Source organism: Nitrosomonas sp., from assembly GCF_040240425.1.
Lineage (GTDB): Bacteria > Pseudomonadota > Gammaproteobacteria > Burkholderiales > Nitrosomonadaceae > Nitrosomonas.
On record NZ_QPHG01000055.1, the window covers coordinates 1 to 13,654 of the forward strand.

Sequence of the window (13,654 nt, forward strand, 5' to 3'; positions counted from 1 at the left end):
TCATTAACTTCTACAATACCGTTAAGCCTCATAAGAGTTTGAATAATGCCACCCCTTATGAAATACTCGACGCTTATTTCAATCAACCTCTCTGTAAACAACCCTGAGGTTTCTTACAAGTAAGGTAAATGATTCTATTCAAAGAGGCATATTTCTGTCTGTGACTTTTCTCACAGAGGAGTTCTCAGAACACAATGCTTTTATTTCTTTGAACAGCTTTATGAATTACTTGCTGTCTAATTTTAGGATAGTCAAAGAGGTTACGGGTTACGAGGAGGATTCATCTGATATTTGGAACACAACGACAGAAAGTGATGCGTTGGGCCGTCGGAAGGAAATTCTCTCAGAATATCGTAAAAATACTGACTGGCTTCGGCCCATTGTTTTAGTTGATAAGCATTTAAAGCTTTTGCAAAGATTTCGCATAGCCATAGCTGTTGCTTGCTGGCGGATTGTCGGTAGGCAATCAGTTCAAAAAGTGCAACGGATTGAATTCTCCCCGGTAATTGAAAGCTTCCCAGAGGGCGGACAAGAAAATCGTCCAATTCTTCGATTACGTCGCTTGATAGCAGAATTCGCGTTTTTAAAATTTTATTAGCGTTTTGAATCCTGTTGGCTGTGTTGACCACATCTCCAGTGACGCGGTAAGTGCCATCGCTTTTGTTCAGTGACATATCACCAAAATGCAAGCCGATTCGGGTTGGCAGCGGCGGGGTATGTAATTTGTTGAAACGCTCGATTGCGGTGCTGAGATCAAGGGCTGCTTTGCATACATTTAGCTTTTCTGCGGAATTTGAAGGCTTTTTGATCCAATTGAAAAATTTTTGTGTGATTGGATTTTCCGGTTTTTTAATCCATATCGAGAGGGATGAGTCGCCTGTGGTATCCATAACTCTGCCATGATGCTGATCAATTGGATCCCTCAATACAGTCCGGTAATTGGTCATCAATTTCTCAAGATCAGAGGGATTCATTGTTTCGGACAGTGTCGTGTAACCCGCGATATCGGTCGTTAGGCATGCACCCGAGAATTTTCCCGCCCGCCCTTCAATGATTTGATCAAGCTCTCGAGCCGGGCCGGATTTGCCAATAAAGCCCTCGAGCTTAAGAATTTTTAGCACCCAGGCCAGCATAAGCGCAACTAACACTAACAGGGCCGGAATAATGACCGGGAGCCATATCAGGGTATTTTTAAAGAAAGAGTATGCAATGAAAGTATAGATAAGGACGACGGAAAGACTAAGAACGATGGTTTTGCGCGTCGACAGGATTTGGGTTGCCATGCCGATGGCAAACCCCAGCAGGAATAAAATACTTAAGTTACCGGCTAAAGACAAAGGTCTGACCGGTTTGTTTTCGAGCAAATTAGCGAAAGCCGTGGCGGCAATCTCGACGCCGCTGATATAAAGCCCATCCGGATTGGAAAATACCGTGGGATAATCGTCCCGGACGATTTCTTGCTCGAACTGAGTAGCGCCGGAAAATCCAACGAAAACGACTTTATTTTTTAACGCGCCCTTTTCTAGTTGCAGTGCTTGATCATACGAAATGGTCTTTATGCTGCGCGGTGGGCCGTAGAAATTCAAGTAACGGGTTTGATCGCCAGCATACAGATCGAGCAACGATCTCAGCAGTTTCTTTTCTTCCGGTTTTAAATGGCGATCGCGATCCAAACCTTCTTTCATTTGAATAGCTAGCCGCGGATTGCCTGCGAATAGATTGCGGAGTGTCAGGATCAGATCCTCAATATCCGTTTCTTCGTTGATGCGAGCGGGTAATTGCGTGGCAAGCTCCGGTTCCGCTGAGCTGAGTAGCCGGGCAAAGTCTTCGTACAACGCCGCTGCATAGAGTTGTAATACCACAACCGGCACCGTAGCAATATCGCCGGCATGCGATTTGAAAGTCCAGTAATGATGAACTCGTTCCGCCTTCGGTAATGTGAAAGGCGCCCGGGCTTTTGCAGCTTCCCCGATGATTGGCAAGAGCTGAGTAGCGCCTTCTTGAATAAATTCTTGATAGGTAACGCCATCGAGCTGATTCAGCAATGCCGAATCCTGATAATCCAGCCGCTCCACTAATAGGACATTGCCTGCTCTTTTAATGGCATTGGCCAGCTCCTCATCCTGTTCCGGTATGTCGCTGGGCGTATCAAAAATAAGATCGAAGATGATAGTGTTGGCACCGGCTGCCGCCAGCCGGTCAATTAATCGCGCGTGTATACTTCTCGGCCACAATCGTGGCTTAACGTGCAGTTTGAGCTGTGCGGCGGATTGCTGATCAAGCGCAACGACGACCACTTCATCGGGGGCCTGGATTGGGCCGCGTAATAGAAACAATGCGTTCAAACCGAATCGTTCCTCCAACCATAAGCCAACAGGTGACAAATAGAGGGTTACACCGAGCAAACCGGTAAAAATGCCCAAAAAAAAGTATTTAAGCCATCTGCCCATAGTTGCTTTAACTGATTGAGGAAAGTATCAGAAATGATTGCTCATGCAGATTAGCATTTAGCGGTTATTTTGCAAGCATCCTAGCTTCGCTAGGATACGACGGGAATTTAAAAAGCGCCTCTAATACCTGCAACAATAGCCCGTCCTGGCAGCGGAGCGACATCCTTTAAGAAGGAAGTATGAACGCGCATATCGCTATCGAGCAAATTCCGGCCCTGCAGAAAAAGCGTATAGTTGACCGACTTGGTTAGCTTCATGTGATATCCCATTTCGGCATTCATCAGGGTATAACCTGGGGTTTCGCTTTCCAGTACCGCGACGCGATCCTGTTGAGTGACACGGGTGAGGTTAAAATTGGCTTGCCAGGCGTTTTTCTTGAAATCCAGATCGAAACCAAAGCGTTGCGGCGTTATGCGCGGGATGTTACCGTTATTTTTCAATCTGCCATAAACGATATCGGTGAATAACCGCAAATTCAACGTATCCGGTACTAATGCAACGATGGCTTCCGCTTCCAGACCATAGAATTTTGCCCGGGTTTGCGTGTAATCCTGCACCAGATAAGCGCCGTGAGGATTCAGCATGCCTTCGTCATCGATTCTATCCGCCAATCTGTCACCATTACTATCGCGGCTTTGCTGGAAAATATAATCATTGACATGGTTATAGAACAAATTCACTTTGCCTGTAATCAGGCCGCTGGTTTTTTGCAGCGCGATATCGAAGTTATTGGAGGTTTCTTTGCGCAGGTTTTGCGCGCCTTGCTCAAAAGTGTTGGTGGCTACATGGATACCGTTGGCATACAGTGCTACGGTATTCGGTGCGCGCTGTCCGCGTGTGGCGGTTAGGTTGAGTTGATAGCCATCCCTGAATTGCCATGTGCCTCCCGCAGAAACGCTGTACAAATTAAAGTCGCGCGTTTGCAACGATGCGGCTTGCGGGTTATGCAGGGTATGTTCAAAGCGTCCGCCAGCTTCAAACTGCCAGCGTTGCCAATGCCGTTTTTCCAGCATAAACGCGCTGGCCGATTGCGACAGGCTGGACGGCACGAAAGCTTCCTCGCCTTTTGCGGAAAAATTGCGGTTTTGTAGTTGAATACCCACGACGCCTTGCCATTGGGCGATCGGTTTGTGCGCTAATTCGGCGCGTCCTTCCAGCTCATTATTACTGAAGCGGCTGCCAACCGCGCCGCTTTGTTCGAGTTCTTTGTGCTGATAATCGTTGTAATTGAAGCGCATCTTGAGCTGTTGAAATCCTTTCAACGGATTATCCAGATCACCCGCCAGACCGTAGCGGGTCTGACCCATATCGATTTTCGCGCCTTCCGGGCCGGGAATACCGTAAAAATTTTCCAATCGTGAAACCGACATCCCCACAAAGCCACGTTCGCCGACGTACGAGCTGCCTACCGATAAATTGCTGGAATCGATCGCGCTGTTTCTGATTAAGCCGGTGCCGCTGTCCGGATCATTGGGATTTGCAAGCCCGGGGATATGCACATCGCTGGTTTTTCTTTTCACGCCTTCAAGATTCCAGGACATCCTGCCCAAACTGCCGGATGCCATGAGAGCGCCGTTGCGTTCTTCCAGTGCGGAATTGAAGCGCCCTTCAAAATTCGCTTGCGGTGTTTTGAATAAGCGGTCGGGTATGCGGTCGTTGATCACGTTTACCACCCCACCGGAAATACCGCTGCCATACATCAAGGTCGACGGTCCACGCAATATCTCGATGCGCGATGCATTTAAGGTTTCGGTCGCGACGGCGTGATCCGGGCTGATGGTTGAGATATCGCCGGTGCCGATGCCATTTTCCAGCACTTGCACCCGCGGCCCATCCTGGCCGCGAATAATCGGGCGGCCAGCGCCAGGACCGAAACTACTGGAGCTGACGCCCAGTTCATGCGATAACGTATCGCCCAGATTGGTTTCCCTTTTCCGGCGCAGGCGATCTCCTGACACAACCGTGTCCGGTTTGAATCCGGCCGATTCGGCCGAGCTTGAAATAGGCGCAGTAATCATCACACCGGGCAACTCGACGTTTTTACCGGCGGTTTGCCCGTGACTATGCAGCGGGTGCAGCAAAAATGTAAACAGTGCGATGGTTGCCGGTTTTAATAGCAATCTTCTGCGCAACCACCGAGTGTAATTGGATTCATGATCAGAATAATCCATACAACTTTCCTAGCCCGGACGGGCATTTGTCATGCAACTGGGTTGCAACAATGGAACTGATCAATCGCAGGCAAACAATGCAAATCAAAGCAATCAACCGATTGCTGATGATTAAGTCAAACCTGGATTAACAACCTGAAGAATCAGAGCAGCTGGAATGGTGGTGCGCGCGAGCAATAAGGCAGTGTGGTGCGATTGGAATGATGCCTCATGGCCCATAATGGCAACCGGCGGTGATTTGCCGGGTTGCGCAGAAGCAAACCCGAGGCGATCAGAATGAAATTTAGCGCAGTGAGCGCGACGCAATCGAAGCAGATTTCGTCAAGATCAACACTGGCATCAGCTTCGCTTCCGGCGGTATCAAGCACATCGGTTTGTGCATAATGCGTGAAAGCGTGCGCTAGCAAGAAGACCGGCACAGCCAGTAAAGCCAGTGTCAAAAACAGAAATAAGCTTTTGCGTAGCATTGTCAGCAACAGTTGGCGCAAAGGCCTTTGACTGTCAATTCAATTTCCTGGAACCGGTAACCGGCCGGTAACGGCCAGTTTGCTTCTACCGGTAATTTATCCAGGCAAATCACTTGCGCGCAGCCTGTGCATTTGAAGTGCGCATGTTGATGTGAATGCAACTCACGGTTGGCGTGATAACGCCACGCCCGATCGTCGCTGGTTACTTTGTGAATCAGATTTTTTTCGACCAGCCACTCCAACGCGCGGTATAAAGTCACCCGGTCCAATTGCTGCGCTTGCGGCAGACGTTGTTCAATTTCCCGGTGCGTAATGGCTTGCTGCTCCGCCAGCAAGATGGCCAGAATCCCGATTCTGCCCGCAGTTGCCCGTCCGCCGTTGTGCCGGATCATGTCTTCTGCGGTATGATGAAACTGATTAAGCATACTCAAATAAATGCAACAATGTTGCGATTATTGTAACGAAATGATTTTCATGGCGCAACAAGTTGTTCTGTTAATCCTTGGCTACTTGGCGTTATCGGGAAGAATGTAGATCGTTCATTCCGGTGAAGTCTTACCAATAACTGGATGGAGAGTTGATATGAAAAAATGGGGATGGACACTGCTGATCGCTACCATGATGATGTCCGCCGGTATGTTGCGAGCAGATGGGGATCATCACGCCGGTGCATTCGATGAGAAAAATCTGGGAAAAGTGACCTTCCCGGTTTCCTGCACGCCTGCCGCGCAAGCACAGTTCAATCAAGCCGTCGCGATGTTGCATTCCTTTTGGTATGACGAAGCCGGAAAGACGTTTCGCCAAGTGACCGTTACCGATCCGGGTTGCGCGATGGGTTATTGGGGCGTAGCGATGAGTCTGTATTACCAGTTATGGGCTACAGCGCCGACCGCGGCAGAACTGCAAACGGGGCGCGAAGCATTGCGGCAGGCAAAAAAGCTGGCAATCAAGACAGCGCGTGAGAAGGCCTACCTTGAGGCTGTCAGTTCCTTGTATCCCGACGATGAAAAAGTGGACCTTGCTACCAGAAAGCTGATGTACCAGAAAGCGATGGAACAAGTCCTGAAACACAATCCTGATGACCGGGAGGCTGCGGTGTTTTATGCCTTGGCGCTGATTTCCACGGCATCACCCAAGGACAAGACCTTCGCCAATCAGAAGAAAGCATTGCATCTATTGCAGCAGGTGCTGGAACATGAGCCGGAACACCCCGGCGTGGCGCATTACATCATTCACAGCAGCGATTACCCCGAATTGGCCAGGCTAGGATTGAATGCAGCGCGGGCTTATACGCACATTGCACCGGCGGTTCCGCACGCATTGCACATGCCTTCGCACATTTTTATCCGGCTCGGGTTATGGCATGACGCGGCGCAATCGAATCTGGCCGCCTATCATGCGGCAAAAGACCACGCGCGGAAAAATGCATTGTCCGGAACGTGGGATCAGCAGTTCCACTTCATGGATTACATGATGTACGCTTATCTGCAAAGCGGCGAGATGGAAAAAGCCAGGGAAATCCTACGCGAACTGCAAGGCATCAAAAAAGCGCAACCGGAGAATACCACCGTTGCCTATGCCTTTGCCGCGATTCCGGCGCGTTATGCGATAGAACGCGGCGAGTGGAGTGAAGCCGCAAAACTCGAGGTATTACCAGCGGATTTTCCTTGGCAGCAATTTGGCTGGTGCGAAGCCATCACGCACTTTGCTCGTGGTTTAGGTGCCGCGCGCAGCGGAAAAATGGACATTGCCCACCACAGCCTGCGGCAGCTGAAGGTTTTACGCAATGCCGATCAAGCGGACAATAAAGATTACACCGCCGGTCAAATCGACATCCAACGCCTGGCGGTAGCGGCCTGGATTGCTTATGCGGAAGGCGAAGCGGAGGAAGCGGTGAAACTCATGCGTGCTTCGGCGGAACTAGAAGATTCGACCGAAAAAGACAATGTCACCCCCGGCGCAATCATTCCGGCCAGGGAATTGCTCGGTGAATTACTACTGGAATTGAAGCAGCCCGCCGATGCATTGAAGGAATTGGAAGCATCCTTACAACGTACCCCGAACCGCCGCAATGCGCTGCATCGCGCAGCACAAGCAGCGAGAGAAGCTGGGGATCAAGCCAAAGCCCAACGCTATGAGCAGCAATGGCATACGCCGACAGCATCCAGCCATTCGCATTGACCGACAGACGGTTTTTACAGATTTGATTTACCAAATTCTGGCATCGCCGATAATCAACATCGAATTTACGGCGGGGTGGCGATGGTGAAGGCGATTCCGCTGCTGTGATAAAAATCCAAAATGGATTCCTTCCTTAAGGTGTAAAAAACCGCCTGTTCTGTTATCTGGCGAGGCAAAACTTTTACCTGTGCTCACTCAGCACCGAGTGGTGCCGGACTGCGGATGTAAAGTCCGCAAACCATCAGCAGGCATGCCAGTCATGCCCCCAGCTTGCGTAACGACACCTAATTGTCAGGCTTAATTGCATCGCACTGGTGTTCCTGCTGGTGTATCTAAACTTTGGCTGCTTGACCGAAACGCTGATCGTGATGTGGTCGATACGGCGGGCGGGTGCGTAAAGAATGGCGGACGACGCTATGTTTGCTCGATTCACTTACCAATCCAATCATTCATAATAGTGTACATTCACATCGTGCACACAATATTTGAGAGGATGAAGCCATGAAGAATATTACCTTGAGCGCGGATGACAAATTGATTGAAGCCGCCCGCGCCCGCGCTGAACAAACCACGCTGAACGAGCAGTTTCGCCGTTGGCTGGCCGATTATGTTCGGCAGGAGCAGAAAACTGGATCGGCGATGGCATTGATCGAGGAATTACGCGGACAAGTGCGAACGGGCGGCCGCAAGTTCACGCGCGAGGAAATGAATGAGCGGTGATTTTATCGATACCAACATTTTCATCTACCTGTTTGATGAAATCGATGACCGCAAACGCGCAATCTCGGAGCAGTTGATTCAGCAGGCATTGGAGACACGCAATGCTTGTATCAGTTACCAAGTTATCCAGGAAACACTCAATGTTGTGACCCGCAAACTGCCATCCCCGATGAGTACGGAAAATGCCCGGCGCTTTCTCGAGCAAATTTTAATTCCTCTATGGCAAACCATGCCAAGTCTGGCCTTATATCGACAGGGTTTCGAACTTTAGTTGCGTCACGGTTTTAGTTTTTACGATGCCTTGATTGTTGCCGCAGCGTTTGAATCCGGTTGCACTCGCTTGTACGCAGAAGACTTGCAGCACGGGCAGCAAGTTGGTGAGCTGTTGATTGAAAATCCGTTTCGTGAGTGAAGGGCAAAAGAGTTTGCTTCGACAATACTCGCGATTTACTGCATTGACCCAATCACGATAATTAACATCGCTGTTCCAATGGCTGGAGGTATGCTGTCGGCAGCGATCTTGACACTGATCATTTTCCCGGCGGTGTATGCGGTGGTGAAGGGGATCCCGTTGTGGTGGGATGCGCGGAAATGACTGTAAGTAGTAGGGTGGATAAGCTTGGTGTCATCCACCAAAGATTATGCATAAACTTGGATGGATGGGGATGTTAGTTGTAAGGTCTGCACCGTCACTGCTAATACTGCTAGAACTATCATGTCATTATTAGGGCCATAACGTTCTCTTGTATGCTAAGTACTCTGCAGCATGATTAAGAGATGGCATAAGTGTAAGTCTTGATATATCTAATCTATATAGCAATCGTAATAGCTGATCAGCTTCGGTTGCCGGTAGAGAGAAACGAATTAGAGGAGGCTTAATGTAATGTGTTCCATCACGCTCGGCGCGCACTGTGTCCTCTATACTTGGCCACCTGCCATTCTCCAAAAAGAACTGGTTGGCATTTTTTATAGCGGTAAATACTCCTCGTTGTGCGCGTAGAAAAGAATTGTTTGCACGCGGTGGGGAAACAAGTGTGATACTTTCTACTTTTCCGAGCAGCTGAGTTCCAAAACCAAAAATGGCGAACTCAGTATCCTTTCGATCATTTCCAGCTAGAACGGATGCTTTCTCAGCAGCGAAATATGCAGCAACTAACGGTGATTCGGTCCAGTCTAGAAGTCGTGTTGGGACACCATGGTGCTGAGCTAGCGCCATGCTCGGAAGAAACCGTTGAGCAGGGAATTCTGAGTGCGATTCGATTTCTTGGTCTGAAAATAGTGCCTCAAGTAAAGATCGGTGGAGAGCTAAGTCGCTATAGTCGAGAGGAGTTGTTATTCCGACTCGATCAGCCGCTTCTAAAAAAAGCTGTACAGCTCTCAATTCGGCATGCACATGAGAAGCTAAATATTCCCTAGTATCACCACTGTCGAGTGTTCCTTTATATGGTGGCTGAGGAGTGTATTTCTCTAGAGCGTCATAAGTCCGATGTGCAGCCGGAAGAAGGGGCCAATCTTTTCTCGCTTGACCGCGAAAAATGTATCCATTGATAAATTTCTCGCTAACATCAAAGAGATTTTTTGGCTCAAAGATATTATTGTCGAGGAAGCAATCGATCAGTTCACGAGCACTGCTAAAGGAGTGATCTATATCAAAATCTGGTTTCATGCCATTGCTTAATTTCCAAGATTCTTCACCAAATGCGCCGGACACCGTAATGATCGAATAAATTTTCGTTGCTGATAAGCGGTATGTTTAGAGCTTGCGCTTGCGCGATCAACATGCGGTCGAACGGATCGCGGTGAGGGCCAGGCAAGCTGCCGGCGCGGAGGGCGTGATCGGCGGTTATATCGAGCGGTGCAAATCCTTGGCTAATCAGACATTCATGAAAATTCGCGGCTACAGCCTGCGCGCCCGGCAATTTGCCGATCCGCACTTTGGTGGCAATTTCCCAAGCGGATGCGGCGCTGACGAGAATGCGGTGCTCGGGTATTTCGATCCAACTGCGTGCTGTGAACGACAGTTGCTCGTCTCCGTCCAGCCACCACAGTAAAGTATGTGTATCCAGCAAAGCCTTCAATCACTGCTCCCAAACTGCCAGTTCCTCGTCCGGCAGCGGTTCGAAAAAAGCTTCAGTAACCGTAGCCTTGCCTCGCATTGCTCCAAACTGCCGCTGATGCGGCGTTGCGGCGACTGGCACCAGTTTAACGACGGGATTTTTTCCCTTGGCAATGATTACTTCTTCGCCCGCGCACGCTTGTTCGATGAGTTGAGATAGATGGGTTTTAGCAGTGTAGACGGTGTAGGTTTTCATCGGATTAACCTTAAGTTGACTAATATTGGTTAGTCAAGAATTATACGGTTGACTGTTAGCCTGCGCAATGCCGATTCAGAAACCGCATCTGGTAACCAGCAAAGAAAGCGGGTGGCGCGGAAAACAGATACACAAAAGAATCAATTAGCAATCATCAATACCTCTTTAAAATCTTTCCAAATGACCGAGCAAGCTTTCATTGACGATGAGTTGAATGAACCGCGTAACATCGATCATGAGTTTTGATCCCGGAAACTTAATGTACTTTAAGTACAGAAAATAATGCATATGCAACATATCGCACTCGCCGTTTTCGTGGCGGTGATTGGGAATTCAATTTCGATCGATTATCCCAGTGTTTGACAACCTAGGCGGCTTTCAGTACATTCAACGCGCATGGATACGGTGATTTTCTTTCCTAAGCTATCTCTTCCAAACTAAGCATCATTCATTGGTTCTTCAATATGTCTGCACCGGATTACAAACAATACACCTGCAATCTTTGTGGCAAAGAGTCTGTGGTAGTGCCGGATTTCCACCGCGAGGGAGGGGCGTGCCAGCATTGTGGATCGATTGTCCGTTTTCGTGCATTGATGTTTGCACTGTCACACAATTTTTATGGCAAACCAGTTCCGCTTGCTAGTTTTTCTCCTGACCGGAACCAAAAAGCGCTGGGGTTGAGTGATGCGCCGCATTATGCGAATAAGCTTAATAATCTATTTGACTACACAAATTATTTTTACCACGCGGAACCATTCTTAGACATTTGCAATATAGAAAATATGGCAGTAGGTAGTTACGACTTACTGATTAGCTCGGATGTTTATGAACATGTTTCGCCACCCCGTCATGTCGCGTTTGTGAACAGTTGGCATTTACTGAAACCGGACGGATTGATGTTGTTGACAGTCCCTTATACGATGTTGCCAAAAACCGTTGAACATTTCCCGCATTTGAATCAGTTTGGAATTGTCCGGGATCAGCAAGGTATGCTGTTGGTTAATCAACGCAAAGATCAGAGTATAGAGGTGTATGACCGGTTAACCTGGCATGGGGGAGAAGGTTCAACACTCGAAATGCGAGTCTATGCAGAGGCGGATTTATTGCAAATTATTGCAGATGCTGGTTTCAAGAATATTAAAGTTTGGTGTGATGATTATCCGGAATTTGGGATTTTGCAGGCACAGCAAGGCGGGAGTTTCGTAATCAGTGCGATTAAGGATGGAAACCGTATGCCGATTGCGGTTACACAACATGATCCTTATATCGGTAATATTTATCCTGAAGATGCTGAAGTTGGTCATTTTCTGGTTAATCGGCCGATTCGTATCACAGGTGAACGGGCCAAGAAAGCCATTTCGCAATGGAAAGATGAGAAAGCCGTCAATACGGCTTCACTATTTTCCAGAATAAAGCGATATTTACATAGAAAGTTTAGGAAGTAAGCTAGGTTGGAGTGACGTAAGGAACTCCAGCATTCCCGTCATGCCGCTTGCAATTATGGATTCCCGCTTGTGCGGGAATGACGATGCGCAATATCTGAGAATCAAACCTTACCATTGATATAGCGCCCCCAGAAAATCTCGAACCGCAGCACTCAAGATACGACCAACTTGCACTCCAGCGCTTTAACAAATCTCAGGTATTCTTCCAGATACGCCGGATACCATGATGACCTATGATTCCGGGAATTTAACTTACATTTAGCACAAAAAAATAATGCACCCGCAGCATATTGCACTGGCCATCGCGATAGCGGTGATCTGGGGATTCAATTTCGTCATGATCAAGGCGGGGCTTGAGGAGTTGCCGCCGATCCTGCTGTGCGCGTTGCGATTCTTCTTTGCTGCCCTTCCTGCGGTCTTTTTCATCCGGCGGCCTAACATCGCTTTCCGGCAGGTGGCGGTTTTCGGACTGGTCATGTTCGCCTTGCAGTTCACTTTACTATTTCTCGGCATGACCGCCGGAACAACAGCGGGCCTCGCTTCGTTGCTGCTGCAAGTTCAGGTGTTTTTTACCATCTTGCTGGCAGTTATGTTTCTGCATGAAAAACCGTCTGTTTGGGAGATTTTCGGAGCGATTATTTCATTTTCCGGTATTGGGCTTGTCGCGGCCAATCTGGGCGGCGATATTTCGGCGCTGGGCATGGGGCTGATCATTGCAGCAGCAGCCTCGTGGGGTGCGGGCAATCTGATTTCCAAACGGCTTGGCAAGATTGATATGCTGGCGTTGGTCGTTTGGGGAAGTTTCGTTGCTTGGCCGCCGCTTTTGCTGGTGTCATTCATCTTTGAACAAAACTTCTGGGCTTTCGAAAGCTTGTCCGGGCTCACGTGGCGCTCCGCCGTCGCTATAGGCTACAATGCATACCCGGTTACCCTATTGGGCTTTGCGGCGTGGAACTGGTTAATGAGTCATTACCCGGCGGCGACAGTGGCGCCATTTTCGCTGCTTGTGCCGGTGTTCGGGTTTGCGAGTTCCGCCTGGGTGGTGGATGAATCCATCTATCCGTGGAAAATCGGCGCTGCGGCTTTAATTATTGCAGGTCTTGGTATAAATTTGCTGGCAACCCGCCTCACTGCAGGCAACTACCGGAGCTAATCTGATTTCATGAATAAGCGGCCCGATTTCATCCCGGCGTTTCATTTCCACTGGCTGACGCGCTACTACGATCCCATGATACGGTGGCTGTTTCCCGAATCGGGAATCAAGGCGGCATTGATTGCGCAAGCCCATGTTCAGTCCGGGCAGGCAATTTTGGACATGGGTTGCGGTACCGGAACGTTGACGTTGCTGATCAAACAAACCGAACCGGGTGCGACAGTTTATGGGCTGGATATGGATTTGCAGGCTTTGAACATCGCGCGCGAGAAGATCGATAAAGCGGGGCAAAACGCTACCCTGCAACAAGGTTCGGCAACTTGCCTGCCGTATCCGGACGAGAGTTTTGATCGTGTTTTTGCCAGTTTGATGTTGCATCATCTGACGAGAGAAGATAAGCAGCAAGCGCTCCGGGAGGCGTTTCGCGTTCTGAAACCCGGTGGCGAGCTGCATGTGGCGGACTTTGGCGCGCCGCATGATGCCGGTATGCGGATAATCTCTTGGCTCGTACGCTGGTTTGAAGAGATTTGCGATCATATGCTGGGTCTGGTACCGGTTTTTATGGCGGATGCGGGATTTGATCCAGTGCGGGAGGTTGCGTTTTATCGAACCTTGGCAGGTTCCATCTCTTTATATGTAAGAAACCTCAGGGTTGTTTACAGATAGGTTGATTGAAATAAGCGTTGAGTATTTCATAAGGGGTGGCATTATTCAAACTCTTATGAGGCTTAACGGTATTGTAGAAGTTAATGAAA

14 protein-coding genes are annotated in these 13,654 nt (G+C 49.0%); 7 read left to right on the top strand and 7 right to left on the bottom strand.

Annotation, left to right across the window (positions count from 1 at the left end):
* Positions 1-260: 260 nt before the first annotated feature.
* The 4 genes from DU481_RS14565 to DU481_RS14580 form a co-directional block, all read right to left on the bottom strand.
* Positions 261-2,450, bottom strand: coding sequence for a CHASE2 domain-containing protein (locus DU481_RS14565; protein WP_350135685.1), 2,190 nt, complete (start codon positions 2,448-2,450; stop codon positions 261-263).
* Between the two features lie 107 nt (positions 2,451-2,557).
* Complete coding sequence (locus DU481_RS14570; RefSeq protein ID WP_350135687.1) at positions 2,558-4,621, bottom strand: TonB-dependent receptor; 2,064 nt, start codon at positions 4,619-4,621, stop codon at positions 2,558-2,560.
* Between the two features lie 143 nt (positions 4,622-4,764).
* A complete protein-coding gene (locus DU481_RS14575; protein ID WP_350135689.1) occupies positions 4,765-5,088 on the bottom strand; it encodes a hypothetical protein in 324 nt (107 codons plus the stop codon).
* 2 nt (positions 5,089-5,090) lie between these two features.
* On the bottom strand, positions 5,091-5,480 hold the full coding sequence (locus DU481_RS14580; protein ID WP_292665423.1) for a Fur family transcriptional regulator: 390 nt from the start codon (positions 5,478-5,480) through the stop codon (positions 5,091-5,093).
* A gap of 190 nt (positions 5,481-5,670) precedes the next feature.
* Between DU481_RS14580 and DU481_RS14585 the strand changes: the two genes are divergently transcribed.
* The 4 genes from DU481_RS14585 (at position 5,671) to DU481_RS14600 (ending at position 8,401) form a co-directional block, all read left to right on the top strand.
* The gene (locus DU481_RS14585) at positions 5,671-7,269 is read left to right on the top strand and encodes a PgaA family protein (protein WP_350135691.1); all 1,599 of its coding nucleotides are present in this window, start codon (positions 5,671-5,673) and stop codon (positions 7,267-7,269) included.
* A gap of 501 nt (positions 7,270-7,770) precedes the next feature.
* Positions 7,771-7,989: a hypothetical protein gene (locus DU481_RS14590; protein WP_350135693.1), complete on the top strand. Its 219-nt coding sequence runs from the start codon at positions 7,771-7,773 to the stop codon at positions 7,987-7,989.
* Entirely contained in the window at positions 7,979-8,260 is a 282-nt protein-coding gene (locus DU481_RS14595) for a PIN domain-containing protein (protein WP_350135695.1), read from the top strand. The genes DU481_RS14590 and DU481_RS14595 overlap by 11 nt, the downstream gene beginning before the upstream one ends.
* Positions 8,261-8,401: a hypothetical protein gene (locus DU481_RS14600; protein ID WP_350135697.1), complete on the top strand. Its 141-nt coding sequence runs from the start codon at positions 8,261-8,263 to the stop codon at positions 8,399-8,401. It begins immediately after the preceding gene.
* 312 nt (positions 8,402-8,713) lie between these two features.
* On the opposite strand, the gene DU481_RS14605 is transcribed toward DU481_RS14600, so the two are convergent.
* The 3 genes from DU481_RS14605 to DU481_RS14615 are packed head-to-tail and all read right to left on the bottom strand — an operon-like array spanning position 8,714 to position 10,301.
* A complete protein-coding gene (locus DU481_RS14605) occupies positions 8,714-9,655 on the bottom strand; it encodes an FRG domain-containing protein (protein WP_350135699.1) in 942 nt (313 codons plus the stop codon).
* 25 nt (positions 9,656-9,680) lie between these two features.
* Entirely contained in the window at positions 9,681-10,067 is a 387-nt protein-coding gene (locus DU481_RS14610) for a type II toxin-antitoxin system VapC family toxin (protein WP_350135701.1), read from the bottom strand.
* Positions 10,068-10,301 carry a type II toxin-antitoxin system Phd/YefM family antitoxin gene (locus DU481_RS14615; protein WP_350135703.1) on the bottom strand — a complete coding sequence of 78 codons (234 nt, stop codon included), beginning with the start codon at positions 10,299-10,301 and terminating at the stop codon, positions 10,068-10,070.
* A 590-nt stretch (positions 10,302-10,891) separates the two neighbouring features.
* Between DU481_RS14615 and DU481_RS14620 the strand changes: the two genes are divergently transcribed.
* The 3 genes from DU481_RS14620 to DU481_RS14630 all read left to right on the top strand — a co-directional run bounded on the left by DU481_RS14620 (position 10,892) and on the right by DU481_RS14630 (position 13,565).
* Positions 10,892-11,746 (top strand): SAM-dependent methyltransferase, encoded by an 855-nt coding sequence (locus DU481_RS14620; protein WP_350135705.1) that lies wholly within the window; start codon positions 10,892-10,894, stop codon positions 11,744-11,746.
* Positions 11,747-12,020: 274 nt separating this feature from the next.
* On the top strand, positions 12,021-12,899 hold the full coding sequence (locus DU481_RS14625) for an EamA family transporter (protein WP_350135707.1): 879 nt from the start codon (positions 12,021-12,023) through the stop codon (positions 12,897-12,899).
* 9 nt (positions 12,900-12,908) lie between these two features.
* Positions 12,909-13,565 (top strand): class I SAM-dependent methyltransferase, encoded by a 657-nt coding sequence (locus DU481_RS14630; protein ID WP_350135709.1) that lies wholly within the window; start codon positions 12,909-12,911, stop codon positions 13,563-13,565.
* The last annotated feature ends 89 nt before the right edge of the window (positions 13,566-13,654 follow it).

Bases quoted from the DNA above. Each gene is read 5' to 3' on its own strand.
- DU481_RS14585 (WP_350135691.1), top strand. From the start codon at position 5,671: ATGAAAAAATGGGGATGGACACTGCTGATCGCTACCATGATGATGTCC.
- DU481_RS14570 (WP_350135687.1), bottom strand. From the start codon at position 4,621: ATGGATTATTCTGATCATGAATCCAATTACACTCGGTGGTTGCGCAGA.
- DU481_RS14595 (WP_350135695.1), top strand. From the start codon at position 7,979: ATGAGCGGTGATTTTATCGATACCAACATTTTCATCTACCTGTTTGAT.
- DU481_RS14615 (WP_350135703.1), bottom strand. From the start codon at position 10,301: ATGAAAACCTACACCGTCTACACTGCTAAAACCCATCTATCTCAACTC.
- DU481_RS14625 (WP_350135707.1), top strand. From the start codon at position 12,021: ATGCACCCGCAGCATATTGCACTGGCCATCGCGATAGCGGTGATCTGG.
- DU481_RS14565 (WP_350135685.1), bottom strand. From the start codon at position 2,450: ATGGGCAGATGGCTTAAATACTTTTTTTTGGGCATTTTTACCGGTTTG.
- DU481_RS14575 (WP_350135689.1), bottom strand. From the start codon at position 5,088: ATGCTACGCAAAAGCTTATTTCTGTTTTTGACACTGGCTTTACTGGCT.
- DU481_RS14630 (WP_350135709.1), top strand. From the start codon at position 12,909: ATGAATAAGCGGCCCGATTTCATCCCGGCGTTTCATTTCCACTGGCTG.
- DU481_RS14605 (WP_350135699.1), bottom strand. From the start codon at position 9,655: ATGAAACCAGATTTTGATATAGATCACTCCTTTAGCAGTGCTCGTGAA.
- DU481_RS14580 (WP_292665423.1), bottom strand. From the start codon at position 5,480: ATGATCCGGCACAACGGCGGACGGGCAACTGCGGGCAGAATCGGGATT.
- DU481_RS14590 (WP_350135693.1), top strand. From the start codon at position 7,771: ATGAAGAATATTACCTTGAGCGCGGATGACAAATTGATTGAAGCCGCC.